The sequence below is a fragment of the Moraxella sp. ZY210820 genome (assembly GCF_030674635.1).
Lineage (GTDB): Bacteria > Pseudomonadota > Gammaproteobacteria > Pseudomonadales > Moraxellaceae > Acinetobacter.
On the sequence record NZ_CP089978.1, the window covers coordinates 409649 to 435106 of the forward strand.

A 25458-nucleotide genomic window follows, 5' to 3' on the forward strand; every position below is an offset into this window, starting at 1 on the left:
ACATCTCGATTTTCTAGCGGTCATTTTTTTGTTTTTACCTGTATCCGAAATAAAACAATGATTGACAATCATATTTGTTTTTTCTAAAATCATTCTGTCGGTGGTGTAGATTGAAGTTACTTCGGGAACAGTCGGTCGTGGGTTCGAGTCCCACCACATTTGCAAAAATGTGTAGCTTAGCTGGATAGAGCAACTTGTAATTTGTACTTTAATCGCTTTGTTCCCCGACATTTTTATTTTAGGAATATATAATATGAAAAAGAATTTAAAAGCCAGTTTGTTTGATGAACAACGTCTCGCAGGTGGCGAAGGTCAATTATCCGCTAAACAATCCCCTGAACAACTACTTCGCCGTACTGTCATGGCAAATTTACTTTGGGAAGATAATGCCTATCAAGATGGTGAAAGTATCAGTGAAACTATTAAAAATCTTATTCCACAAGTGCCTGCCGAAACGGTATTTGACATTGCCATTCACGCTCGTCATGAACAAAAACTCCGCCATGTACCATTATGGATTGCCTGTCAGATGGCAGGGCTTGCCACGCATAAACATTTGGTGAGTAAATTATTAGAACAAATTATTTTACGCCCTGATGAATTAACTGAATGTGTCGCTTTATATTGGTTAGATGGTAAAAAGCCATTATCCAAACAAATCAAAAAAGGCTTGGCTCGTGCCTTTTTAAAATTTGATGCCTATCAACTTGCCAAATACAACCGCAAAACTGAAGTTAAATTGCGTGATGTGATGTTTTTGGTACACCCAAAACCGCAAAATCCTGCTCAAGCGGAAATTTTTAAACAGCTTGCCGATGATACTTTAGCAACGCCTGATACTTGGGAAGTGGCATTATCATCAGGGGCGGATAAAAAACAAGCATGGACACGTTTAATTCAAGAGCGAAAACTTGGGGCATTGGCATATTTGCGAAATCTGCGTAATATGCAAAAAGCTGAAGTAGATAGTGGCTTGATTTTACAGGGATTAACCGCCTTAAATACTAAAATGTTATTGCCTATCAATTATTTATCGGCAATTCGTATCAATCCTGATTATAAAAACATTTTAGAACCGATGATGATGAAAAGTCTGCAAGATTTACCAAAATTGAGCGGTCATACGGTATTTGTGGTTGATGTGTCAGGCTCAATGAACGCTAGAATTAGCGGTAAAAGTCATCTTAATCGGCTAGATTGTGCGATTGCAATGGCGATTTTAGCCAGTGGTTTATGTGAACAAATCACGATTTATGCTACAGCTGGCAGTGATAGTAAGAGTAAGCATAAAACCATGAAATTACCTGATGTACAAGGTTTTGCCATAGAAAATGAAATCTTAAAGACAGTTCATGGTGGAGAAAATTCGTTAGGTGGTGGCGGTATTTTTACCCGTCAATGTTTAGATTTTATCCGTAAAGATTTGGAAAAACAAAAAATCGCCATGCCAGAGCGATTAATGGTGTTTTCAGATAGCCAAGATTGCGACCGTGATAATACAAAATTGCCTGAGCCCTTTGCCAAGCACAATTATATTATTGATGTGTCGGCTCATACGCATGGCGTGAATTATCAAGGCGTGTGGACGGCTGAAATTAGCGGTTGGTCAAAGCATTTTTTACGCTATATCGCATCATTAGAAGGGGTGAATTTTGGTGAAAGTGAATAAAGGTGAGTTTTTAAATTTAGGTATGAACTAAAAATATCCCAACAGACAAACAAAAATCTGCTAAAATATCTACTTTCTAGCCTATAGCAAGATATTTTTAAGGAAATTTTTATGACGGTTCATACCTTCAACCCTGCGTCCGTTGCCACAGCAAAAACTGTTCCCCAGCCATCGCACAACTTGAGTTCAAGCCCTACAGCGAAAAAACTGTATATTGAAACGCAAGGTTGTCAGATGAATGAGTATGACAGTCATCGTATGGCGGACTTATTAAACGATAGTCATGGTTATGTTTTAACCGACAATCCTGCCGAAGCCGATATTCTATTGATGAATACGTGTTCGATTCGTGAAAAAGCTCAAGAAAAAGTATTTAGCGAATTGGGGCGTTGGCGTAAACTGAAAGAGCAAAATCCTGATTTAATTATTGGAGTTGGTGGTTGTGTCGCATCACAAGAAGGCGATGTGATTCAAAAACGTGCACCTTATGTCGATATGGTATTTGGTCCGCAAACGTTGCACCGTTTACCGCAAATGCTTGACCAACATCAACAACAAATCGATAAACCAAAACAAGATAAAATCAAACTGGTGGATATTTCGTTCCCAGATATTGAAAAATTTGACTTTTTACCTGAACCACGAGTAGATGGTGTGAAAGCTTTTGTTTCCATTATGGAAGGCTGTTCAAAATATTGTTCATTCTGTGTGGTGCCTTATACTCGTGGTGAAGAAGTTTCACGTCCGCTTGATGATGTGCTTGCTGAAATTGCTGGTTTGGCAGAAAAAGGCGTACGTGAAATCAATCTACTTGGACAAAATGTAAATGGCTATCGTGGTGAAACTTTTGATGGTGGTATTTGTACTTTTGCTGAATTGATTCGTTTAGTCTCACAAATTGAAGGCATTGGACGTATTCGTTATACCACATCGCACCCATTAGAATTTTCTGATGAATTGATTGAGTGTTATCGTGATATTCCACAAATGGTCTCACATCTACATTTACCCGTACAAAGCGGTTCAAATGATGTATTAAAAGCCATGAAACGTAACCATACCATCGATGTCTATATTGATAAAATTGCTAAATTGCGTGCAATTCGTCCAGATATGCACTTATCGAGCGATTTTATTATCGGTTTTCCAAACGAAACTGATGCTAATTTCCAAGAAACGTTACAATTTATCAAAGATTTAGATTTTGACCATTCTTATAGTTTTATCTATTCTAAACGCCCTGGTACGCCTGCATCAGAATTGGAAGATGTTACCCCTGAAATCGTGAAAAAAGCACGTTTGGCTGAAGTACAACAAGTGATTAAGCAATCGAGTATTGCGAAAACTGATGCCATGCTCGGGCGTACAGAACGTGTATTGATTGAAAAAGTTTCCGAGCAAGACCCAACAATGCTCATCGGTACGGCGGATAATACCCGTTTAGTGTGTTTTAAAGGTGATGAAAGTATGATTGGTAAATTTGCTGATATTAAAATTATCGAAATTAAAACACTGAATTTGGTGTATGGTGAATTGGTTACGTTAGAATAAACGGTTTAATATAGCCAAAGGACTTAAGAATTGGTACAAGATTCACCATTGTATCGTAGGGGGCGAATTATATTCGCCCAATAAAAGGTTTAAACAGGGCAAATGTGATTTGCCCCTACATTCTTTATAATGCTCTATATTTTTTATAGGACTATGAAAATGAAACCTCTATCAACATTATTAATCCTTTCATTATTGAGTTTATGCGTGGCGTGTAATAGTTCAATAACTCAAAGCACAACGAATACATCACCACAGATTGAACAAGAAATTTCTTCAGCTGTTATAGAAATTATGTCTCAACAAGATATGGCTAAAAAACAACAAGCCTATCAAGTATTATTAAAATATGCAGAACAAAGTAATCCCGATGCAATTTATCATTTAGGACAATTTTATATTGCACCATCTCGTTTAGATGGCGTGATTACTCCTGATAGTAAAAAGGCAGAAGAATTATTATTAAAATCAGCCAATATGAACCATAAAGCATCACAAATATTTTTAGGTTCGACCTATAAATTTGGTGGACATGGTTTCCCTAGAGATAAAGAGAAGGCTTGTTATTGGATGAAAAAATCTGTTGAATCAGAAAGTAATCCTGTGATTGAAAGGCTGATGAAAGATTGCCTATAATTGCTATATTCATTCAATCTAAAAATGGGTATAGACTTGTAGGGGCAAATTATATTTGCCCTGTGTAAGCCTTATTTTTATTAGGCGAATATAATTCGCCCCTACGGCACAATAGTAAATTTTGTACCAGTTTTAAGTTATTTGGTTATATAATGACAATGGGCAAATAACGTACGCAGATTATTTTTTATCCTGCAAATGCAAATGTAAAATACGTCTAAGCTCTAAAACGGCTTCAGGTGTATATTGAATCGAATGTCCACCTTCAATAATTTTTTCAGAAATTGCATCATCTAAATGTGAGCTTAAATAAGGTACAATACCATCACTCATGATAGCTTTATCGTCTGATTTTGTATTATTGCCCACAATCACATGATAGGGTAAATGTTGTACAATTTTTACATCATTAGTTATATACATAAATGGTGATTTAGGACTCAGGTTGCTTGCACCATTTTGTAACAATTCTTGCTTTAATTCTTTATTTAAAAATTTTTCACTTTCATCATTAAATTGGTAATTGAGACGTTCAAAAGTTGCATTGGTTACTGTTAATGGGAGTTTGATGAGCTTGCGAGCGGTTTGTGTAAACCATCTATCTGCATAATCTGTACCTTTTAACGGTGCTGAGATAAACACACTACGTTTGACTTTAGGTGTTAAACTGTTGAGTTTTAGATAGTCGGCATTATTGGCAATAATTTGAGAAATAATATGATTTTCTTTACGACAATCTTTACATTTCTTTTGAATATAGCTTAACACTTTAGGCGATAAATCATCTTGACTGACCAATAAACGGCTAATAATACCCCCCATACTATGTCCAATGAGTACAATATCTTGTTGTGATTGTGGATATTTTTGCTGTAAAGTATCTAATGTTTGTTGTAATAAATGATAAATTTGATAGCGATTTTCAAAAATAGGGATATTGGTTGAGTAAAATACTTGCCAAATTTGATAGTTTTCACGCAATATTGGGTCGCTCATCATATCATTACTCGTGGCAATCCATGCTTCAGGACTACTAGCAAGCCCATGAATCATAATGATAATTTTCTTATTTGGATTATAAGGCTCAAGCATAAACAGTTGCGGAGAAATAAATCCTTCATCTTGTTTGAGCATGGTATTGATACCTAATGAACCCATTTTACTATTCGCAAGCCATAAACCATAAGGAGCAGAAAAATTAGCTGCAAGTTGTAATGGCTGTTTTTGTAGCTCAATATCGACAAATTTATTAGGATTAATCACACGCAATTCAAATTGTTTACTGGTTAATATATCGTGAATATTGTTTTTTTGTTTGGGCTCAATAATAACAGTTGCAGGTAAATATTCACCTAAATGTACATTAGGATGATGAAAAATATCAATTTTTTGTTTACCATAATTGACAATATTTTGCGTATTTTTAAAATCTGGACGTTTGAGCTTAATAACAAATTCTGAACCAAACCCATCACGGCGAGCCAGTGAATTTAAGCCATTAAATTGTAAATTGTAGGTTGAAACTAGTTGCTCGATTTGTTCTAAATCTAAAGCTGGGTATTGGTTGATATTAATTTTATATAAGCTATTCCCTACAGAAATGGTGTTTTTATAATCAATTTGCTGTGTGCGGTATTGATTGATATGATTGAGTAAATGTGCAATCGCTTGATTATAAAAATCTTTAACTTGAATCTGTCGATTATTAAAGAGCCGTTGTTCAGGTTTGCGTTGTGTGGCAAATAAATAGGCATAACTATAGCGAATACTTTGATTGAGAGCTTCTAAATATTGTGTGCTACATTGTTGAAATTGTTGTTGTTTTTGTAATTTTTCACTTTCATCTTTTTCTGTTTGATAATGTTTTGTTTGACATTCTTTTTTATCTTTAAGTTGTAAAGCATGGCTTAAATATAGTTCACTCCCTGCTGATAAAATTTGCTCATCTCCTAGTTCAGGGATATTTTGAAAACTTTGCATACATTCATCAGGGGTATTGATACAAGTTTTGGTTTTAGGGCGAATCATCATCAAGGTATTATGACTTGCATGGCTTAGGCTATCATCTGTTAAAATACTAGCACGCTCACTCGATAAACTTTTGCTTAAATCGACTTGTTTTACGCTGACCATATTAATTACTTGGCAACCGCTGAGTAAAAGACTGGTTAAAAATGCAAAGTACAGAGAAGTTTTCATAAAATATCGTTGATGTCATGATGATAGTTTAATATAATGTATTTTATCATGATTTTCTATGGCTAAATAGACATCGACAGGTTGTAAACTATAACTTATTTAGCAATTTTAAGCTATAATAGTTATCATTTTTATATCTAAAATAGGTTATATTTTGGCAATTCAATTTATTACAACAGCACAACTTCCAACCGCTTTTGGTGATTTTCAAATTAGCGTATTTCAAGACCCGATTACTAAAGAAGAGCATATTGCTTTATCCAAAGGGATTGATTTTAAACAGCTTATTGATGAACCTGTGTTAGTGCGTATTCATTCTGAATGTTTAACGGGTGATGCATTTGCGTCATTAAAATGTGATTGTGGACCACAATTACAGGCAACACAAAGCTTAATCAATCAGGCGGGACGTGGTGTAATTTTATATTTACGCCAAGAAGGGCGTGGTATTGGTTTAACCAATAAAATTCGTGCCTATGCCTTGCAAGATCAAGGACATGATACTGTTGATGCAAATTTAATGTTGAATTTACCTGCTGATGCACGTCAATATGATATGTGTAAAATTATGCTTGCACATCTTAAAATTCAACAAGTTAAATTGATTACCAATAATCCATTAAAAGTTCAAGCTTTACAAGATTTAGGTATTAATGTTGTAGAGCGAGTGCCATTAATGGTTGGTAAAAATAAGTTTAATGAGCAATATTTAAATACAAAACAACAGCGTATGGAGCATCTTTATCAAGTCGATGATTTTGCTACCATTGAGCCCAAATGATAGGAAATTTCATTATACATGAAACGTATTAAAGCCAAAGACCTAGGTTTATCGATTCAACGTTTACCTACTTCGATTATTAATGTGATCGAAATGTTAAACAAAGCAGGCTATGAAGCCTATATTGTGGGTGGTGGTGTGCGTGATATGATTTTAGGACACAATCCTAAAGATTTTGATGCAGTAACCAATGCAACACCAAGCCAAATTAAACAAGTCTTTGGCAAACGTTGCCGTATTATTGGGCGACGTTTTGAGTTGGCACATATTCATTCAGGCAATGAAATTATTGAAGTGGCGACTTTTCGAGCTACCCCTAAAAAGGCTTTAACCAGTGCTACAGGTATGATTTTGCGTGATAATCATTGGGGAACGATAGAAGATGATTTTGCTCGTCGTGATTTTTCTATTAATGCCTTGTATTATCAACCATTAAAAGGTGAGGTGCTTGATTTTTGTGGTGCGGTAAAAGATATCCAACAAGGAAAATTACGTTTACTGGGCAATGCCAAACAGCGTTTTGAAGAAGATCCTGTACGTATGTTGCGTGCGATTCGCTTTATGGCAAAATTAAATTTTGATTTTGATATTGAAATTTTAAAAATTTTAAATGCTGATATGACGGTTTTATTGCGTGAAGTTTCTCCGCACCGTTTATATGATGAAGTACAAAAATTATTTTTATCAGGAGCATTACATAAAATTCTACCATTATTAATTCATTATCAATTATGGCAACATTTATTCCAAGATGTGCCTGCTAAAATTACACCTTTAATGCAACGAGCAGCTAAAAATACGGACTTACGTTTACAACAAGGTAAAACTATCAATCCTGCATTTTTCTATGCCATTATGCTGTGGGAGGTATTTCAACAACGTTGCACTTATCATCAAAAAGTGGGACGTGGTGGTACAGAAGCACGTGTACAAGCAGGTTTAGATGTATTAAAACGTCAATCTATGCGTACGGTTATTCCACGTTTTGTAGAGATTTTTATTCGTGAAACATGGGAAATGCAAACCCGTTTAATGCAACCAAAATCTGCACAAATCATGTCTTTACTCAATCATACACGGTTTAGAGCTGGTTTTGACTTTTTAATGTTGCGTGAACAAGCAAAAGATGTTGATAGTCAAGGTATGGTCGATTGGTGGGAAAAATTCCAGTTGATGAATACTGATGAAAAACAAGAAGCCATTCGTTTATATCAACGGCGTAGTGTAAAAAAACGCCAACAGGAAAAGGCTGATAAAGCAAAAGTGAGTGCGGATAAAACGGCTGAAATTGTAGAAAATATTGAGCAAAATCAGGTTGATGATGTACTAGAAAAAGTACAAGGTAGCCAAGATATTCCGATGCTAGATAAGGTGGAACATGAGTTACTTGAGCCATTATTAACCGATGAGCGAACACAACGTTATCAGAAAGCACAGCAATTCCGTCATGAATCAAAAACATCTCGTGAGTATTATGATAATTCACCAAGTGAAAAACCTGCGATTACTCGGCGTAAACGTGTAAAACGTGATTTATCGCAAGTCATTTTTGGCCCTATACGCTAAAGTGAGGTAAATGATGACCTTATGCTATATTGGTTTGGGTAGTAATTTAGCAAATGCAACTGATAATAGTGTAGAGATTTTACGTCAAGCAGTGCAACAGCTTCGCCTGTTTGGTGATGTACGAGTGTCAAAATTATATCATACACCGCCAATGGGACCGCAAGATCAACCAGATTATTTCAATGCTGTTGTTGCATTAGAGACGACATTAGCACCATTAGCATTACTTGATGAATTACAAAAAATAGAACAACAAGCAGGACGTGTACGTTTACGTCATTGGGGTGAACGAACACTAGATTTAGATTTATTGTTGTATGGTACACAAAAAATTCAACATGAACGTTTGATTGTTCCGCATTATGGGATATTAGAGCGAGATTTTGTCTTGTTACCATTGTTGGATTTATCGCCTAATTTGGCTGATTTGCAAACTGTTTTAGGGCAAGATATTCGACAAAATCCTGCTGTTATACAATCTACTTTAACGCCTTATGCTGATGAGTGGGTTTAAAATATAGAGCATTAATTAAATGAATATTGATAAGCGAAATAAGTATGCTATTGTGTTTGCAATTCTTGTAAATGTAGCATACTTTATTTTTATGTTGTATATGTTGGCAAAAGCAAATAAAGGCATTTATATTGTGAGCAATTTAAAGTCTTTTAGTTTGTATGTTGTTATATTATCAACAATGTGTGGTAGGATTATTGGTCTTTATTTTGAGAAAAAGTATCCAGAACAGTCATTATTGGATAAAGCAACAGAAAACTCATTTATCTTAAGTGTATTATATATTGTGAAAATTGCTTGTGAAAATATGTTATTTATCGGAGGTTTTTTTGTATTTATTAGCTATTTGGCAAATTTTTGATGTTGAGAGCTTAATATTCTTTCCCTTGAAAAGTTGATATTTAACCCTCATATTGATATAGCTATCGTGCTGTTACGCTAGTTGATATTTCACTATAGGTCAAAATTATGATTACACTCAATGACTTACGCCAACGTAAAGCCAATCAACAAAAATTTTCTTGCTTAACTTGCTATGATGCAACAATGGCAAAAGCGATGGAAGTCGCTCAGATTGATACGATTTTAATTGGTGATAGTTTAGGAATGTGTGTGCAAGGACAAGATAGCACGTTACCTGTAACCATTGAAGAGATGGTTTATCACACCAAAAATGTTCGCCGTGCCAATCAACATGCATTGATTTTGGCAGATTTACCATTTATGACCTATGCCACATTGCCTGATGCCTTGCATAATTCTAAATTGCTGATGCAAGCAGGTGCTCAAGTGGTGAAAATGGAAGGTGGTGCGTGGTTAGCAGAAAGTGTGGAAGTTTTAACCCGTAATGGTATTCCTGTATGTGTTCATTTAGGATTAACACCACAATCGGTGAATGTTTTGGGTGGTTATCGTTTACAAGCAAAAACTCGAGAACAAGCTGACCGATTGATTGCTGATTGTAAAGCGGTAGTAGAGGCTGGTGCAGCAATGCTATTATTGGAATGTGTGCCTGCACAATTAGGCAAAGAAGTGAGTGAATTATTTCCGCATATTCCTGTGATTGGTATAGGTGCTGGAGCAGATACTGATGGGCAAGTTCTGGTGGTGTACGATATGCTTGGTCTGAATTTTGGGCATGTGGCAAAATTTGTGCGTAATTTTATGGTGGAGCAGTCAGGTGCAAATGCGATTGTTGATGCCTTTAAAGCCTATCATCAAGCGGTGCAAGATGGGTCTTTTCCTGCAAAAGAGCAGATGTTTAATGTTTCATTAAGTTGAATACTCTTGAATCTGTGTATTAATGTGATGTGAATAATCAAGGACGATTTCACAATGTTGGTATTGTTTTTGTATTTGTTGTATTGCTTTCTCAAGGGATTCACTATCTATATCAATGACAGTACTGAGAGTTTCAATAATTTCAATTTTATATGTGGGCATATAGTTTCAACTCTAGAAAGAATAAGATGAATTTATATTTTGATACAAATTTAGCACAATGCTATCATAGTTCTGCACAAAAGGCGAGAGTTTTAACTGAAGCATGGTTGAAAAACAATATGTATTGTCCTAGTTGTGGAAATGAATCTTTTTCTAAATTTGAAAATAATAGTCCAGTAGCAGATGTTTATTGTTCAAATTGTTTAGAAGAATACGAATTGAAAAGTAAAATTGGTCAAACAATGGGGAATAGTATTAGTGATGGAGCATATCATACAATGTTGGAGCGTATTCATTCGAGTACAAATCCAAATTTTTTCTTTTTAAGTTATTGTAAGAGAGAGTTTAAGGTACAAGAACTTATTCTTATTCCAAAACATTTTTTTACAGCTAATATAATTATTCCTAGAAAAAAAGGATTAAAAAATAGACCAAATTATATTATGTGTTCTATTGATACTAAAACGTTACCTGAGAGTGCAAAAATTCAAATTATTTCACAACAAAAACCGATTGAAAAAAGTATAATTGTCAAACAATGGAAGCAACATTTATTTATTAGACAATATAGCACAGAACACAAAGGGTGGTTATTTGCAATTATGCAATGCCTTGATAGAATACCAAGTCAGGATTTTAGTTTGAAAGATGTATATTTTTTTGAAACAGAATTGAGTAAGTTATTTCCAAATAATCATAATATTAAAGCAAAAATACGTCAGCAATTACAAATATTACGTAATCAAGGTATTATAGAGTTTTCTCGACGAGGATATTATCAGAAGTTATGATGTGATAAAATAGCCAAAATTGAATACACGAGTCATCATATGAAAGGTTTTATCCCAGCCAAATATACACCTTATGTTTTTGCATTTTTTATGGCAGGCATTATGGCATTTTTGATGTCGGCGGTACTGGTTGCGGTGAATACTGGTTTGGCAAATGGTTATGTTTGGCGAGTTCTTAAAGCGTATGTGATTGCTTTTCCGATTGCGTTTTGTTGTGTAATTTTAGTGCGTCCATTTGTCATGAAACTAGTCGCTTTAACAATCAAACCTGCTGAACCACCTAAAGAGTAACGCTACAAGAGTAAAGATAATTATGCAAATCATTCATCAAATTTCATCTTTAAGAAACTATATCCAACAACAACGTCAAGTAGGTAAACGTATTGGTTTTGTGCCAACGATGGGTAATCTGCATGATGGACATCTAACATTGGTTAAAACTGCACGCCAATCTTGCGATGTAGTCGTGGTGAGTATTTTTGTTAATCCAACACAATTTGGTGTGGGAGAAGATTTTGATAGTTATCCCCGTACTTTACAGCAAGATTGTACGCTTGTTGAACAATTTTGCGATGTGGTGTTTGCACCAAGTATTGAAGAAATGTATGGTACTCAACCACGTTTAACGCAGGTTTCGGTCAGTGGAATCACCCAAGATTTATGTGGTGCATCTCGTCCAACGCATTTTGATGGCGTGGCATTGGTGGTGAGTAAGTTATTTAATATTGTACAGGCTGATGAAGCATTTTTTGGTGAAAAAGATTATCAACAATTAGCGGTCATTCGTCAAATGGTACAAGACTTAAATATTCCTATTGAAATTATTGGTGTACCGATTGTGCGTGCTGATGATGGTTTAGCCCTAAGTTCTCGTAATGGTTATTTAACTGCCGAACAACGCCAAATTGCACCACAGATTTATCAAAATTTACAACAAGCCAAAAGTGATTTACAGCAGGGTAAAGCCTTAAATCAAGTGTTATTGCAAATGAGACAAAATTTACAACAAGCAGGTTTTGACATCGATTATATCGAAGCACGTACTCCGCAGTTACAGCCCGTTGATGAGTTTAAACAAGATATTGTATTATTTGTGGCAGCTAAACTTGGTAAACCACGTTTGATTGATAATTTATTTATTCCATTTGTATAAATTTCAATACCTTATATTTCGATATAAGGTATTTTTATGTTAGGATTAGTGCAATGTTACAGCGTATTTTAATTGTTACAGGGCAGTCAGGTGCAGGTAAATCAACCGCCTTGCGTGTTCTTGAAGATATAGGCTATTATTGTATCGATAATTTGCCTTTGAGTTTGTTACCAGATATTGTTAATAAAATTGCTCATCAACATATTTTTACCCATTTAGCTTTGGGCATTGATGTGCGTAGTACGCAACATGATTTGCATAGTTTTCATGATATTGTCGAACAGCTTAAACAATATAGCCGTATCGAAGTATTATTTTTAACGGCTCAACCGCAAGAATTAATTTCTCGATTTAATTTATCACGCCGTCCACACCCATTAAGTCAGCGTTTTAGCACTTTAAGTGAATGTATTCATCAAGAAACCATTTTATTAGAACAAATTCAATATGATGTGGATTTACAAATTGATACCACGGATAAAAGTATTCATGATATTAAACAAGTCATTTTAACTCGATTAGGACAAACACCACAATTATCCTTGATTATTCAATCATTTGGTTTTAAATATGGTATTCCGCTGGATACTGATTATGTTTATGATGTGCGACATTTGCCAAATCCTTATTGGCATCAACATTTACGTTCATTAACAGGATTAGATGAACCAATACAGCAATTTTTGGCTCAAGATGCTGATGTTGTTGAAATGATTAATGATATTGAACAGAATTTACGCCGTTGGTTACCAAAATTATATCAAAGTAATCGTCATTATGTAACAGTATCGATTGGTTGTACAGGTGGTAAACATCGCTCAGTCTATATTTGTGAACAACTGTGTAAACGTTTAGGACAAGATTGGACAGTGCAAAGTTTTCATCGTGAACGCCAAAGATGGTCGCATTAAATGGTTTATATCAGCGATTGGGTAAAAAATAAGCAAAATATTACATATTAAAAAACATTCTTGTTGAAAATCGATTATACTCAAAGAGAATGAAGTTATAGAGTGAGATGATGATGAACCAGATTAATAATAATAATTCCGCACAGGATTACAAAACTAAATTAACACCACAAACTGATGTTGATGGTGAAAAAGTCCGTATTGAACGTATTTTAATCGTTGATGATGATGTACGTTTACGCACGTTATTACAGCGTTTTTTAGAAGATAAAGGCTATATCGTGCGTACTGCTCATGATGGTGGTGAAATGGATCGTTTACTTGAGCGTGAAACTTTTTCATTGATGGTGCTGGATTTTATGTTGCCCAATGAAACAGGTTTACAAATTTGTGAGCGTTTGCGTGAACAAGGCACACAAATGCCGATTGTGATGCTCACGGCAAAAGGGAGTGATACCGATCGTATTGACGGTTTAAATGCAGGTGCTGATGACTATTTATCAAAACCATTTAATCCTAATGAATTATTGGCACGCATTCGTGCAGTACTACGCCGTCATACGCGTGATATTCCGGGAGCTCCGAGTCGTTTAAATTATGATGTGATTAGTTTTGGCGATTGGAAATTAGATTTAGCAACACGCACCTTAAGCCGAAATGATGAGAATATCAGTTTAACAACAGGTGAGTTTGCGGTATTAAAAGCGTTTGCAGAACACCCACGAGAGCCTTTAACACGTGATAAATTAATGATTTTAGCACGAGGACGAGAGTGGGGGGCTATGGAACGTTCGATTGATGTGCAAATTTCACGTTTACGCCGTATGATCGAAGTTGATGCAAGCCACCCACGCTATATCCAAACGGTGTGGGGAACGGGCTATGTTTTTGTACCTGATCATGAGTCATAATTTGCTATTTTCATGAAATTAGACCCCATTTCGCCAGAACAACTGGATACAAATACAAGCTATGTCCCTGAAAAGCGTACATCGGATCAGCGTTTTTGGGATAAAATAAAACCACGCTCATCAGTCATGCGTACCACGATTTTAGTGAGTGCAGTGGTTATATTCAGTTTGAGTATGTCCTTATGGTTTTTCTGGCGAACGTTGTATCTGCCTGAAATTCAACAACACGCACGTTATTTAGCTATTGAATTAGAATTGATAAACAATGATAATTTGCGTATTTTTGATGGCGATACAGAATTAGATCAACATCTTTGGTTACAACAGCGTTTAGGCTTTGAATATGTAACTGATCCTAAGTATTATCCAAAAGTCAAGAAAAAAGTGATTGCGGATTTTTTTACAAGCCGTATTGAACAAGTTTTAGAAAAGGAATTACAAGCCCAAAATGTAACGGTTTATTTCCAATTAAAACCAAGTCCACGTATTTGGATTCAAACCCCTGAAATGAATGGTCATTGGGTATCTGAACCTTTGACCACTTATGCTAATTATAGTCGTGAATTAATTTTAGCATGGCTATTAGGTGTACCAATTGTAACATTTATTATTATTTTAATTTTAGTGCGTCAGCAAAATCGTCCTTTACGCCGTTTACAAGATACCGCTAATTTATATCGCAAAACAGGTCATGCACCGTATTTATCTACAACGCATGGTCCTGTGGAAATTCGCCAAGTAAATTTGGCTTTTAATCAACTTATGGCAAATTTAGAACAAACAGAAAAAGACCGTAAAATAATGTTGGCAGGGATTTCACATGATTTACGTACGCCTTTAACTCGTATTCGTTTAACTGCGGAAATGTTGCCTGATGAGTTTTTAAAAGAAGGCTTGATTTATGATGTTGATGATATGGATGCCATTTTGGAGCAATTTATTTCTTATATGCGAGATGGTTCTGATGAAGAATTAAAATTAACCAATATTAATCATATATTACAAGAATTAGTGATACAATTCAAACCTTTAGATGTACGTTTTCAAGCACAAATTGTACCAGATATGATGATCCGTACTTTATCATTTAAACGTTTGATTGCCAATTTAATTAATAATGCCAAACGTTATGGAGCAGAGCCGATAGAGTTGTCAGCTTATACGGTAACAGATAAAATGGTGGTTTGTGTGCGAGATTGTGGGCAAGGCATTCCCAAAGAACAAATTCAAGATTTAATGCAACCTTTTGTGCGTGGCAATGAAGCACGCACGATACAAGGTAGTGGTTTAGGATTGGCGATTGTAAAACGTATTGTGGATATTCATCAAGGCGAATTAGTCATTCAAAATCATGTTGATGGCGGTTTACAAGTGATGATTACTTTACCGTTGCAATTGGTTGAATAGGGTAGATAGAGTCATTTTGAGAGTTCTTATTCACAATTCATTTGCCAATTTACAATGATGCTTGATGGTGGTTAAAATTTGTTTCATTTCAATCTCTTTCATCACGCTTTCCATATACGCCCAATTTGGCTCACCGTTATCATCGGTGGGTAGCATAATGGTTTGCTTACTCATTCTTTGGGCGTTAAATTTATAACCATATTGATATTTTTCTTTTTGTTGCAAAATGGCGGTTTTTAAAAATAAATATACCCATTTATTGGCATAATCTTTATTTTTTAATTCCAGTCTTTTTACATCATCAGAAAAAATACAATCATAAGGGTGATAAAAATTTTCTACCACACTCCCATTATAATTAACGCCCAAGACATTTTTATCAAGACTGGCATTGGTATTACTCACAAATTCGGTAATGCCATTATTAAATTCAGTCGCCCCAATAAATGGCATATCGCCTGTTATCATATCTGATTTGGTTAAACGCACACCAGAATGAATAAAAAACACTTGACTTAATTTAAATTTTGCCCATACTATTCTCGACTCTCGACTCTCGACTCTCGACTCTCGACTCTCGACTCTCGACTCTCGACTCTCGACTCTCGACTCTCGACTCTCGACTCTCGACTCTCGACTCTCGACTCTCGACTCTCGACTCTCGACTCTCTATCATTTTTTAGTTGGTTGTCAAGTAATTTGGTTTGATAATAGCCAATTAATTGCTTGATTTTCTCTTGTTCAATCTGCTTGATGTAATTTTCCATAAATTGCCAATCAGGATTACCTTGACTATCAATAGGCAAGGAAAGGATTTCTCTTTTTAAATTTTTCTCATTTCTTTTATAGCCAAAATTATACATTCCTCTGGCTCTATTTGAAATCGTGGAAATAAACATGCCAGTATAGCGATTTAAGTTTGGATTTCTGCCAACTTTTACAGTTGTTGTACCAATAAAATTTTCCAATTTATAGATAGATAGACCAATTGAACCCTCTCCATCACAAATAAAAACAATACAATTTCCTTTGGTTATTAATTCCGATTTGTTTTCTATAAAGGAAATTATGCCATTATTTCTATTTGTTGCTCCAACATAAGGTGTATTTCCTGATGGAATACCTGAAACTTTGGAGCATTTACAGTTTTCAATATCAAAAATTTGACCTAAACGAAAATTGTGCCACTCCCTGTCCGTCAATTTTAACTTATTCATCATTATTCTCCCCAATACCAAACAAATAACCACGACCGTGCGTAATCATATTCACTTCAAAAGTCAAATAATCGGCGACCGTTTTTTCAAAATCGGCTTCACTTGGAATTTCATCATTAAAATAATAAAATGAGTGTAGCCATTCATCGTCAGCTTCAATGGTTGTCTCGACACAAAACTTGGTTGGTGCGGTAATTTCATCACGCCAGACATTAAGCAGATGTTCTTTTTTGTCTTTGGCGGATTCGGTTTCTATTAAGCCTTTGTGTTTTTGGACTTCAAAACCATCATCTTCAAAGTTAATAAATTTAACCAGTTTTTCTTTATCGTGCGGTATGCCTACGGTAAATACGGCAATACACGGATTGGTGCCAACACCATAAAAAGTATTTTTATTTAAAGTAATCACGCCTTCTAAGCTATGATGTTTTAAGATATTGGCTTTGATGGCTTGTTCTTCTTTGGTTTTGCCCGTCATTGATGACTGCGGAACAATAACAACCGCCTTGCCATCAGGTGTTAAGCTGTTTAATAAATGCTCGGTAAAGGCGATTTCATACAGATTGGGATTTTGTTTTGAGCCTTGTGAATAAGGCGGATTCATCATACCAATATTACAGCCCTTTAATTGTAATTTAGCAGGATTTTGTTTCAAAAAATCTTCTTGGTCTAAATTGCTTTTGCCATCGCCACGTAAAATCATATTGGTGGTGGCAATGGTAAACATATACGGCTGTAATTCAATGCCGTGCAGTTGATTTTTACGAATGTTATTTTTTTGTTTATCGCTGGTGGCTTTTTGGAGCATATGGTGCATACCTGCAATCAAAAATCCAGCCGTACCACAGCAAGGGTCAAGAATACAATCATCAGGCGATAAATTGACAAGTTCACAAAAGATTTCGGTAATGTGTTTTGGGGTTAAAACAATGCCGAGTGTTTGCCCATCACCGCCAGAATACGACATAAACTCGCCATAAAACCGCCCCAAATAATCTTCGGCGGATTGGGTGTATTTGATATTTTGGTAGATGTGTCTGTATAAAAACTCGGTATAATGTTTTAGGGGTGTTTTCTTTAAGTTGTCATTAATTTCATTGATGATTTTGGTGTCTTTGATGACCGAAAATTGATTAAGTAATTTGTCTTTTTTGACTTCTGGTGATACTTTGACTCTTTTTAAATGATTTTCAATGGCAGTATAGATTTTTTCGCCATCGGTTGTTATATCATCGCCAATCAAATCATCAATGGAGAAGTTTTTGTATTCCATTTCTCGTAAAGCCAATAAAATCCCAGAGACAATTAATGGCTTGTCTTTGTCCTGAATACTCCCATAATTACGCAAATCTTCGTGTAGGTCTTTGGCGTTTTTTAGAATTTCTGCGGTAGTTTTTTCTTGGGGTGTTTGTTCTTTTAGGATTTCTTTAATATAATATTCGTCAATATTGTTTTCATTAAAAGAAATAAAGGTTTCAATATTGGTTAATTCTTTATATTCGCCACGCTCGTTAATAAAAATGGGCGTGATGTGATGGCGTTTTTCATCGCCAGAGACACCAATGGCGATAATCTTTTTATAAGTTGTGTGCTGGCTTAGATGAATGCCATAATGTATTGCACCATTGACGGCATAATTTTTTATGCTGTCTGTTTCTTGGCAAATCAGATTTTGCTCATTGTACTTTTGATGTAGGGTAACATCTTTTTTATCTTCAATGACAATCAAAAAATCTTTAACCACACCAACAAATTCAGGCATACCTACTTTGCCTGTTTTGGCTTTTGATGCACTTTTTAGGGCGGTATCTATTTCTAAAATAGAACTCCCCTGTGTGTCAAAATTATCTGCAATATCAGCATTTTTTAATAAATCATATACCCAAAAATCGGTAGATTTTTCTTTCTTTGCCATTGTTTATCCAAAATTTAATAGAAATAAATGCCTTATTTTAAGATAAGGCATTTATAAAAGTTTACCTAACTTTAACCAATCAATTTTTTAAGCAATTCATTCACCTGTGCAGGATTGGCTTTACCACGACTTGCTTTCATTACTTGTCCGACCAGTCCATTAAAGGCTTTTTCTTTTCCGCCTTTATATTCGTCCACCATTGTTTGGTTATTGGCTAAGACTTCTTTAATAATGGCTTCAATTGCCCCTGTATCGGTTTCTTGTTTTAAACCGTGTTCGGCAATAATATCATCTGCTGATTTACCTTCGCTTTCTAACAAATAACCAAAGACTTGTTTAGCGATTTTACCACTGATTGTATTATCAGCAATACGAGCAATCATGCCACCTAATTGCTGTGCAGAAATTGGCGATTGTGTAATCTCAATATTGGCTTTATTTAATGCCCCAGAAAGTTCTCCCATCACCCAGTTTGCCGATGCTTTTGCTTGTGCATTTCCGCCAGCAGATTTTACCACATCTTCAAAATAATCTGCCATTTCACGAGATTGTGTCAAAATACGGCTATCATATTCTGGCAAGGCGTAATCACGGACAAAGCGTTCTTGACGAGCTTTGGGTAATTCTGGCATATCTGCTTGAATATCAGCAATTTGTTGCTCTGAAATATGTACAGGCAATAAATCAGGGTCAGGGAAGTAACGGTAATCGTTCGCCTCCTCTTTTGTTCGCATTGAACGTGTTTCCATTTTATTTGGGTCAAACAAACGAGTTTCTTGTACAATCGTTCCGCCACTTTCTAAAATATCAATTTGACGTTCGATTTCTACTTTAATTGCTTGTTCAATAAAACGGAATGAATTGATATTTTTTAATTCACAACGTGTCCCAAAAGGCTGATTGGGTTTACGAATGGAGACATTGCAGTCGCAACGGAATGAACCTTCCGCCATATTGCCATCAGAAATCCCTAACCAACGCACTAATGTATGAATTGCACGCACATAAGCCACTGCTTCTTCAGCCGAACGCATATCAGGCTCTGATACAATCTCCAATAATGGCGTTCCTGCACGGTTTAAGTCAATGCCTGTCATACCTGCAAAATCTTCATGCAAAGACTTACCTGCATCTTCTTCTAAATGGGCTCGAGTAATGCCAATGCGTTTTGTTTCACCATCTTCTAGGTAAATATCAATATAGCCTTTACCTACAATTGGATTATCCATTTGGCTGATTTGATAGCCTTTTGGTAAATCAGGATAAAAATAATTTTTACGAGCAAACACTGATGCACGGTCAATTTCCGCATTGATTCCCAAACCAAAACGAATCGCTTTATTGACAACTTCTGCATTTAATACAGGCAACACGCCCGGCAATGCTAAATCAATCAAACTTGCTTGTGTATTTGGCTCTGCACCAAAAGCAATACTTGAACCAGAGAAGATTTTAGAATTGGTATTGAGTTGTGTGTGAATTTCTAAGCCGATGACCACTTCCCAACCATCAATTAATTTAGCCATTATACATTCTCCTGAGCGATTGGCGAGCGTTGTAAATGCCAGTCTGTGTGTTGTTGATATTGATGAACAATTGATAATAATTGACTTTCTGACCAATAATTACCAATCAGTTGTAAACCAATAGGAAGTTGTTTTTTATCAAAGCCAACAGGCGCATTAATGGCTGGTAAACCTGCTAAATTAACTGCCAATGTATAAATATCACCCAAATATAACTCCACTGGCTCCAGTGATGCACCAATTTTATAAGCTGTTGTTGGTGCTGATGGTGATGCAATTACATCAACCTGTGCAAAAGCTTTGATGAAATCTTGTTGAATTAAACGGCGGACTTTCTGTGCTTTAACATAATAAGCATCATAATAACCTGCTGATAAAGCATATGTTCCAATTAAAATACGGCGTTGTACTTCTGCACCAAACCCTTCTGAACGTGAACGAGTATATAAATCATTCAAATCTTGTGGGTTTTCACAGCGATAACCATAACGCACCCCATCATAACGAGAAAGGTTTGATGATGCTTCTGCTGGAGCAAGCAAGTAATAGGTTGGTACATAGGCATCTGTCATGGTTAAATCAATTTCAACTAACACTGCACCCATTTGCTCGAGTTGTTTTAATGCGTTTTCCACATGAGTTTTGACTTCAGCATCTAAACCTTGTACATTGAAATACTGTTTAGGAATCCCTATACGCAAACCTTTTAAATTTGTTGCTGATAAATTCGCCACATAATCATCAGTTTCACGATGAACTGATGTACTGTCTTTTTCGTCATGTCCTGCAATGACGTTCATTAAATAAGCACAATCTTCAGCTGAACGAGCCATTGGACCTGCTTGGTCTAAACTTGATGCATAGGCAATCATACCAAAACGAGACACACGCCCATAGGTTGGTTTTAAACCAGTAATGCCACAGAATGATGCTGGCTGACGAATTGAACCGCCTGTATCTGTTCCCGTGGCAAAAGGTGCTAAATCTGCTGATACAACTGCCGATGAACCACCAGACGACCCACCGGGTACATAATCTAAGCCCCAAGGATTGCGTGTTGCACCATAATACGAATTTTCAGAGGTTGAACCCATCGCAAATTCGTCCATGTTCACTTTACCTAAAGTGACTAAGCCTGCCTGTTTGGCTTTTGCCACCACAGTGGCATCATAAGGTGAAATGAAGTTGTCCAACATTTTTGAACCCGCCGAAGTACGGATACCTTGTGTACAAAAAATATCCTTGTGGGCGAGAGGGATACCTGTTAAGAATCCTGCATGACCTGTTTGACGCAATTCATCTGCCTGTTTTGCTTCCGCCAATGCCAATTCTGGCGTAACAGTGACAAAACTATTGATTTTACTGTCTAATACGTCAATACGCTTTAAATAATGTTGGGTCAATTCCACCGATGAAAATTGCCCTTGTTGTAAGCCTTGCGATAGCTCACGAATGGAAAGTTGATGTAAATTGCTCATAATCTATTCAAAAAAGTTTTGGGATATTGTAATAAACAAAATAAAATATTGATAAGATGATGGTGTAGGGGCGAATAATCATTCGCCCAACGTCGATTGCTTTTGGGCGAAAAATATTTCGCCCCTACACACTATATTATGCAAAATCATTGGTCAATCACAATATTAATGTAAAAATAATAAGCTGTTTAAATGCCTAAAAATTATTCAATCACACGCGGTACAAGGTATAAACCTGCTTGTGTTGCAGGAGCAACCGCTTGATATTGCTCACGTTGATTACATTCTGTTACAGTATCAGTGCGTAAAGGTTGGGCATTATCGAATGGACTTTTTAATGGCTCAACATCTTTTGTGTCGAATTTTTGTAACTGCTCCATCATGGCTAAAATTTTACTTAAACTTTGAGCATATTCAACACATTGCGTATCATCAAATGACAATTTTGCCAGTTTTGCAATACTGGAAACTGTTTGAGAATTGAGCAAACAATCGTCTGCTAATTGGTCTTTTGACATAAATTTACCTCATAAAAGATGAATAATCCATGCAATATAGGATATAATAAGGGTTTGACTTGTTCAATTTATCATATTTCGTTAAATTTAGCACTTTTACTCCACACAATTTAATTGGGAAATGACCCGTGATTTTAAAACGACTTTTAGGCTTGTTTTCGCAGGATCTTGCAATCGACTTAGGTACGGCAAATACGTTAATTTATGCACCTGATCGTGGTATTATTTTAGATGAACCAACTGTAGTGGCAATTCGTCATAGTGGTTCGCAAAATATTGTAGCAGCTGTTGGCGATGATGCTAAGCAGATGCTTGGTCGTACACCTGCTAATATTTCTGCTATTCGTCCGATGAAAGATGGCGTAATTGCAGATTTTGAAGTAACAGAAACCATGTTACATCAGTTTATCAATAAAGTTCATGAAAAGCGTCTTATTCCACCTGCACCACGTGTGGTGGTGTGTGTACCGTGTAAATCAACCATTGTTGAACGCCGTGCAATTCGTCAAGCAGTACTGAATGCAGGTGCACGAGATGTACGCCTGATTGAAGAGCCTATGGCGGCAGCGATTGGTGCAGGTTTACCTGTAGAACAAGCTTGTGGTTCAATGGTGGTTGATATAGGCGGTGGTACCACTGAAATCGCAATTATTGCATTACAAGGTTGTGTGTATGCTGATTCATTGCGTGTCGGTGGTGATGTATTTGATGAGCATATCATTAATTATGTACGCAAAACACATAATTGTATCATTGGTGAAACCACTGCGGAACAAATTAAGCAAGAAGTCGGTCGTGCTATGAGCGATAAAGAAGTGCTTGAAATTGAAGTGCGTGGACGTAGTATCGTGGAAGGTGTTCCTCGTGCAATTACTGTTACTTCTGAAGAAGTCGTTGAGGCAATTGCAGACCCTATCGCCAGTATTGTATCTGCTGTAAAAGTAGCTTTAGAGCAAACACCACCAGAATTATCATCAGATATTGCTGAGCGTGGTATTGTTTTAACAGGTGGCGGTGCATTATTGCGTAATTTAGATAAATTGCTTGCTAAAGAAACAGGTTTGCCAGTGTTAGTTGCTGAAGACCCACTGACTTGTGTAACACGTGGTGGTGGTAAAGTTTTAGAATTATTTAACAATCCAAATCATAATATGTTATTTGTGGGTGAATAAGTCTAAAGCGTTGAATGTATTAGGCTAAGGAATATGAGATAGAGCCATCGTCAAGATGGCTTTATTAAATCAATAGTCTATATTTGCTTATATGAGTGCGGAAATTTAGGTGAATCAAAATATCTTTTCCAGACAACCACCAAGCTATCGTGCTTTAACAATGGCAGTTATCACAAGTTTGGTCATTTTGTTTGTGGATTGGCGTATGCCGAAGGTACTTGAACCTGTGCGTGAAGTTTTACGTGCAGCGTATGACCCTATTTATAGTATTGCACATTATCCAACTATTTCTACTGAATGGTTACAACAGCAAGGTAAGTCTTATGACCAATTGGTTCGTGAAAATAAGGCTATGCAAGTAGAGTTGTTGCAAACCCAAGTTCGCTTACAAAAATTATCACAATTGAGTGCTGAAAATGCACGTTTACGTGGTATGCTCAATACACCAATGATTTTAGATGGGCGTATTGAAATTGCTGAAGTCATCGGTACTGATAGCGACCCGTTACGCCATTTATTAATTATTAATCGTGGTCAAAAAGATGGTGTATATAAAGGACAAGTGGTGCTTGACCATCAAGGTGTGATGGGGCAAATTGTTGAAGTGTATGCAAATAGTAGCCGTATGATGTTACTGTCCGATAAAGAGCATTCTCTTTCGGTGCGTGTGGAGCGTACGGGAATGCGTGGTATCGTAACAGGGACTGGCGATTTACAACGTTTAGAAATGAAATATGTTACCACCAATGCGGATATTGAGGTGGGTGATAAAGTCTATACTTCTGGTTTAGGTGTAAATTTTCCTGCAGGTTATTTGGTGGGAACGATTAGTAAAATTCAACGCCATAGTACTGATGAATTTGCTGAAATTGAAGTACAATCAGTCGCAAATTTAGCAGCAGCCCATCATGTTGCTTTACTTTTTACTAACAATTCAAATAAGGGTCGTGTGAATGCTCAATAGGCTACTATCATCAAATAAGGCAAAAGACCCTTTGCTTGTTATCATTGTCTCTGTTATCGTTAGTACAGTGTTGATGGTTTATCCTTTACCTTATGCTGTTGCTGGGTGGCGACCACATACTTTATTTTTAATTACTATTTTTTGGGTACTCTGCCAACCGATGTGGTGTGGTGTGTGGTTTGCTTTTACAATGGGCATCATTACCGATTTATTACTCAATTTACCTTTGGGTTCAAATGCACTGAGTTTTGTGATTTTAACCTTTTTAGCACGCCAATTTACACGAGAATTTGCCCACTTACATTTTGTATTGTTATGGCTAGTAAGTAGTTTAGCAGTACTAATTTATGTGTTGGTTATGTGGATTGCCTTTAGTTTAGCTAATATTAACTTTATTGATACTCGTCATTGGCAACCTTTATTAAGTAGTATTATGATTTTTCCACTTGTGTATTGGGTACTGAAAAAATGGAAGGCTTAATACTTAAACAACCATTAATTTTAGCATCCAGTTCGCCACGTCGTCGTGAATTGTTAAGTCAAATGGGTTTATCATTTGAGATTATTGCCCCTGATATTGATGAAAGTGTGCAAAATGGAGAAACAGCAATTCATTATGTACAACGTTTAGCTGAACAAAAAGCACAAGCGGTGCTAAAACATCATACTGATAAATTAGTGATTGCTGCGGATACCACGGTTTGTGTTGATGATGAAATTATTGGTAAAGCAGAAAATTTACAGCAAGCAATGGAGATTTGGCATAAATTATCAGGGCGTTATCATCAAGTTTATACAGGTGTTTGTGTTGCTAATTCAGAACAACAATTTAGTCAAGTAGTATGCACCGAAGTTGAATTTTGTGCATTAACCGAACAACAATTATTGGATTATTGGGCGACAGGTGAACCAATCGGTAAAGCAGGGGCTTATGCGATACAAGGCATTGCCAGTCAATTTATTCCATCTATTCGTGGTAGTTATAGTAATGTAGTGGGGTTGCCATTATATGAAACTATGCAATTATTAAAACATTTTGTTTGATACAAATCATTCAAAAAATATTATAGTAAAAACAAGCAAATAGAATAATATTCAAATCAATACTTGCTCAATAATCCATCTTATGTTACCGT

The 25458-nt window shown here is 36.0% G+C and carries 26 protein-coding genes; 18 read left to right on the top strand and 8 right to left on the bottom strand.

Annotated elements, in window-relative coordinates:
- Nucleotides 1-253 precede the first annotated feature (253 nt).
- From LU301_RS02055 to LU301_RS02065, 3 genes are all read left to right on the top strand, one after another.
- Nucleotides 254-1669: a TROVE domain-containing protein gene (locus tag LU301_RS02055; protein ID WP_305272048.1), complete on the top strand. Its 1416-nt coding sequence runs from the start codon at nt 254-256 to the stop codon at nt 1667-1669.
- Between the two features lie 111 nt (nt 1670-1780).
- Complete coding sequence (gene miaB / locus LU301_RS02060; RefSeq protein ID WP_305272050.1) at nt 1781-3220, top strand: tRNA (N6-isopentenyl adenosine(37)-C2)-methylthiotransferase MiaB; 1440 nt, start codon at nt 1781-1783, stop codon at nt 3218-3220.
- 159 nt (nt 3221-3379) lie between these two features.
- Nucleotides 3380-3856, top strand: a complete 477-nt coding sequence (locus LU301_RS02065; protein WP_305272053.1) for a tetratricopeptide repeat protein — start codon at nt 3380-3382, stop codon at nt 3854-3856.
- 180 nt (nt 3857-4036) lie between these two features.
- On the opposite strand, the gene LU301_RS02070 is transcribed toward LU301_RS02065, so the two are convergent.
- The gene (locus LU301_RS02070; RefSeq protein WP_305272055.1) at nt 4037-6055 is read right to left on the bottom strand and encodes an esterase/lipase family protein; all 2019 of its coding nucleotides are present in this window, start codon (nt 6053-6055) and stop codon (nt 4037-4039) included.
- A gap of 154 nt (nt 6056-6209) precedes the next feature.
- On the opposite strand from LU301_RS02070, the gene ribA reads away from it, so the two are divergent.
- The 5 genes from ribA (at nt 6210) to panB (ending at nt 10197) form a co-directional block, all read left to right on the top strand.
- Complete coding sequence (gene ribA, locus LU301_RS02075; protein WP_305272057.1) at nt 6210-6836, top strand: GTP cyclohydrolase II; 627 nt, start codon at nt 6210-6212, stop codon at nt 6834-6836.
- Between the two features lie 18 nt (nt 6837-6854).
- Nucleotides 6855-8402 carry a polynucleotide adenylyltransferase PcnB gene (gene pcnB, locus LU301_RS02080; protein WP_305272058.1) on the top strand — a complete coding sequence of 516 codons (1548 nt, stop codon included), beginning with the start codon at nt 6855-6857 and terminating at the stop codon, nt 8400-8402.
- Between the two features lie 10 nt (nt 8403-8412).
- The gene (gene folK, locus LU301_RS02085) at nt 8413-8916 is read left to right on the top strand and encodes a 2-amino-4-hydroxy-6-hydroxymethyldihydropteridine diphosphokinase (RefSeq protein WP_305272059.1); all 504 of its coding nucleotides are present in this window, start codon (nt 8413-8415) and stop codon (nt 8914-8916) included.
- A gap of 19 nt (nt 8917-8935) precedes the next feature.
- The gene (locus tag LU301_RS02090) at nt 8936-9277 is read left to right on the top strand and encodes a hypothetical protein (RefSeq protein WP_305272062.1); all 342 of its coding nucleotides are present in this window, start codon (nt 8936-8938) and stop codon (nt 9275-9277) included.
- A gap of 107 nt (nt 9278-9384) precedes the next feature.
- On the top strand, nt 9385-10197 hold the full coding sequence (panB, locus tag LU301_RS02095) for a 3-methyl-2-oxobutanoate hydroxymethyltransferase (RefSeq protein WP_305272065.1): 813 nt from the start codon (nt 9385-9387) through the stop codon (nt 10195-10197).
- On the opposite strand, the gene LU301_RS12045 is transcribed toward panB, so the two are convergent.
- A complete protein-coding gene (locus LU301_RS12045) occupies nt 10189-10359 on the bottom strand; it encodes a DpnD/PcfM family protein (protein ID WP_370692216.1) in 171 nt (56 codons plus the stop codon). The genes panB and LU301_RS12045 overlap by 9 nt on opposite strands.
- A gap of 26 nt (nt 10360-10385) precedes the next feature.
- On the opposite strand from LU301_RS12045, the gene LU301_RS02100 reads away from it, so the two are divergent.
- The 6 genes from LU301_RS02100 (at nt 10386) to LU301_RS02125 (ending at nt 15532) form a co-directional block, all read left to right on the top strand.
- Complete coding sequence (locus LU301_RS02100) at nt 10386-11150, top strand: DpnI domain-containing protein (RefSeq protein WP_305272067.1); 765 nt, start codon at nt 10386-10388, stop codon at nt 11148-11150.
- A gap of 39 nt (nt 11151-11189) precedes the next feature.
- Entirely contained in the window at nt 11190-11441 is a 252-nt protein-coding gene (locus LU301_RS02105) for a DUF2798 domain-containing protein (RefSeq protein WP_305272071.1), read from the top strand.
- 22 nt (nt 11442-11463) lie between these two features.
- A complete protein-coding gene (gene panC / locus LU301_RS02110) occupies nt 11464-12303 on the top strand; it encodes a pantoate--beta-alanine ligase (protein ID WP_305272073.1) in 840 nt (279 codons plus the stop codon).
- A 53-nt stretch (nt 12304-12356) separates the two neighbouring features.
- Nucleotides 12357-13214 (top strand): RNase adapter RapZ, encoded by an 858-nt coding sequence (gene rapZ / locus LU301_RS02115; protein ID WP_305272075.1) that lies wholly within the window; start codon nt 12357-12359, stop codon nt 13212-13214.
- Between the two features lie 110 nt (nt 13215-13324).
- Complete coding sequence (gene ompR / locus LU301_RS02120; RefSeq protein WP_305272078.1) at nt 13325-14125, top strand: osmolarity response regulator transcription factor OmpR; 801 nt, start codon at nt 13325-13327, stop codon at nt 14123-14125.
- Nucleotides 14126-14137: 12 nt separating this feature from the next.
- Nucleotides 14138-15532 carry an ATP-binding protein gene (locus tag LU301_RS02125; protein ID WP_305272080.1) on the top strand — a complete coding sequence of 465 codons (1395 nt, stop codon included), beginning with the start codon at nt 14138-14140 and terminating at the stop codon, nt 15530-15532.
- 30 nt (nt 15533-15562) lie between these two features.
- On the opposite strand, the gene LU301_RS02130 is transcribed toward LU301_RS02125, so the two are convergent.
- The 6 genes from LU301_RS02130 to gatC all read right to left on the bottom strand — a co-directional run bounded on the left by LU301_RS02130 (nt 15563) and on the right by gatC (nt 22186).
- Entirely contained in the window at nt 15563-16042 is a 480-nt protein-coding gene (locus LU301_RS02130) for a restriction endonuclease subunit S (RefSeq protein ID WP_305272083.1), read from the bottom strand.
- Nucleotides 16043-16068: 26 nt separating this feature from the next.
- On the bottom strand, nt 16069-16749 hold the full coding sequence (locus LU301_RS02135; RefSeq protein ID WP_305272085.1) for a restriction endonuclease subunit S: 681 nt from the start codon (nt 16747-16749) through the stop codon (nt 16069-16071).
- A complete protein-coding gene (locus LU301_RS02140; protein ID WP_305272087.1) occupies nt 16742-18664 on the bottom strand; it encodes an HsdM family class I SAM-dependent methyltransferase in 1923 nt (640 codons plus the stop codon). The genes LU301_RS02135 and LU301_RS02140 overlap by 8 nt, the downstream gene beginning before the upstream one ends.
- 71 nt (nt 18665-18735) lie before the next feature.
- Entirely contained in the window at nt 18736-20190 is a 1455-nt protein-coding gene (gene gatB / locus LU301_RS02145) for an Asp-tRNA(Asn)/Glu-tRNA(Gln) amidotransferase subunit GatB (protein ID WP_305272089.1), read from the bottom strand.
- The gene (gatA, locus tag LU301_RS02150) at nt 20190-21668 is read right to left on the bottom strand and encodes an Asp-tRNA(Asn)/Glu-tRNA(Gln) amidotransferase subunit GatA (RefSeq protein ID WP_305272091.1); all 1479 of its coding nucleotides are present in this window, start codon (nt 21666-21668) and stop codon (nt 20190-20192) included. The genes gatB and gatA overlap by 1 nt, the downstream gene beginning before the upstream one ends.
- 203 nt (nt 21669-21871) lie before the next feature.
- Nucleotides 21872-22186 (bottom strand): Asp-tRNA(Asn)/Glu-tRNA(Gln) amidotransferase subunit GatC, encoded by a 315-nt coding sequence (gene gatC, locus LU301_RS02155; RefSeq protein WP_305272093.1) that lies wholly within the window; start codon nt 22184-22186, stop codon nt 21872-21874.
- 128 nt (nt 22187-22314) lie between these two features.
- Between gatC and LU301_RS02160 the strand changes: the two genes are divergently transcribed.
- The 4 genes from LU301_RS02160 to LU301_RS02175 all read left to right on the top strand — a co-directional run bounded on the left by LU301_RS02160 (nt 22315) and on the right by LU301_RS02175 (nt 25366).
- Nucleotides 22315-23358: a rod shape-determining protein gene (locus tag LU301_RS02160; RefSeq protein WP_305272095.1), complete on the top strand. Its 1044-nt coding sequence runs from the start codon at nt 22315-22317 to the stop codon at nt 23356-23358.
- A 109-nt stretch (nt 23359-23467) separates the two neighbouring features.
- Nucleotides 23468-24322, top strand: coding sequence for a rod shape-determining protein MreC (gene mreC, locus LU301_RS02165; RefSeq protein ID WP_305272097.1), 855 nt, complete (start codon nt 23468-23470; stop codon nt 24320-24322).
- On the top strand, nt 24312-24803 hold the full coding sequence (mreD, locus tag LU301_RS02170) for a rod shape-determining protein MreD (protein WP_305272099.1): 492 nt from the start codon (nt 24312-24314) through the stop codon (nt 24801-24803). The genes mreC and mreD overlap by 11 nt, the downstream gene beginning before the upstream one ends.
- Entirely contained in the window at nt 24791-25366 is a 576-nt protein-coding gene (locus LU301_RS02175; RefSeq protein ID WP_305272101.1) for a Maf family protein, read from the top strand. Before mreD ends, LU301_RS02175 begins: the two co-directional genes overlap by 13 nt.
- Nucleotides 25367-25458 lie beyond the last annotated feature (92 nt).

Excerpts from the sequence above, each read along its gene's own strand:
- LU301_RS02055 (WP_305272048.1), top strand. The coding sequence starts at position 254 with ATGAAAAAGAATTTAAAAGCCAGTTTGTTTGATGAACAACGTCTCGCA.
- miaB (WP_305272050.1), top strand. The coding sequence starts at position 1,781 with ATGACGGTTCATACCTTCAACCCTGCGTCCGTTGCCACAGCAAAAACT.
- LU301_RS02065 (WP_305272053.1), top strand. The coding sequence starts at position 3,380 with ATGAAACCTCTATCAACATTATTAATCCTTTCATTATTGAGTTTATGC.
- LU301_RS02070 (WP_305272055.1), bottom strand. The coding sequence starts at position 6,055 with ATGAAAACTTCTCTGTACTTTGCATTTTTAACCAGTCTTTTACTCAGC.
- pcnB (WP_305272058.1), top strand. The coding sequence starts at position 6,855 with ATGAAACGTATTAAAGCCAAAGACCTAGGTTTATCGATTCAACGTTTA.
- folK (WP_305272059.1), top strand. The coding sequence starts at position 8,413 with ATGATGACCTTATGCTATATTGGTTTGGGTAGTAATTTAGCAAATGCA.
- LU301_RS02090 (WP_305272062.1), top strand. The coding sequence starts at position 8,936 with ATGAATATTGATAAGCGAAATAAGTATGCTATTGTGTTTGCAATTCTT.
- panB (WP_305272065.1), top strand. The coding sequence starts at position 9,385 with ATGATTACACTCAATGACTTACGCCAACGTAAAGCCAATCAACAAAAA.
- LU301_RS12045 (WP_370692216.1), bottom strand. The coding sequence starts at position 10,359 with ATGCCCACATATAAAATTGAAATTATTGAAACTCTCAGTACTGTCATT.
- LU301_RS02100 (WP_305272067.1), top strand. The coding sequence starts at position 10,386 with ATGAATTTATATTTTGATACAAATTTAGCACAATGCTATCATAGTTCT.
- LU301_RS02105 (WP_305272071.1), top strand. The coding sequence starts at position 11,190 with ATGAAAGGTTTTATCCCAGCCAAATATACACCTTATGTTTTTGCATTT.
- panC (WP_305272073.1), top strand. The coding sequence starts at position 11,464 with ATGCAAATCATTCATCAAATTTCATCTTTAAGAAACTATATCCAACAA.
- rapZ (WP_305272075.1), top strand. The coding sequence starts at position 12,357 with ATGTTACAGCGTATTTTAATTGTTACAGGGCAGTCAGGTGCAGGTAAA.
- ompR (WP_305272078.1), top strand. The coding sequence starts at position 13,325 with ATGATGAACCAGATTAATAATAATAATTCCGCACAGGATTACAAAACT.
- LU301_RS02125 (WP_305272080.1), top strand. The coding sequence starts at position 14,138 with ATGAAATTAGACCCCATTTCGCCAGAACAACTGGATACAAATACAAGC.
- LU301_RS02135 (WP_305272085.1), bottom strand. The coding sequence starts at position 16,749 with ATGAATAAGTTAAAATTGACGGACAGGGAGTGGCACAATTTTCGTTTA.
- LU301_RS02140 (WP_305272087.1), bottom strand. The coding sequence starts at position 18,664 with ATGGCAAAGAAAGAAAAATCTACCGATTTTTGGGTATATGATTTATTA.
- gatB (WP_305272089.1), bottom strand. The coding sequence starts at position 20,190 with ATGGCTAAATTAATTGATGGTTGGGAAGTGGTCATCGGCTTAGAAATT.
- gatA (WP_305272091.1), bottom strand. The coding sequence starts at position 21,668 with ATGAGCAATTTACATCAACTTTCCATTCGTGAGCTATCGCAAGGCTTA.
- gatC (WP_305272093.1), bottom strand. The coding sequence starts at position 22,186 with ATGTCAAAAGACCAATTAGCAGACGATTGTTTGCTCAATTCTCAAACA.
- mreD (WP_305272099.1), top strand. The coding sequence starts at position 24,312 with ATGCTCAATAGGCTACTATCATCAAATAAGGCAAAAGACCCTTTGCTT.
- LU301_RS02175 (WP_305272101.1), top strand. The coding sequence starts at position 24,791 with ATGGAAGGCTTAATACTTAAACAACCATTAATTTTAGCATCCAGTTCG.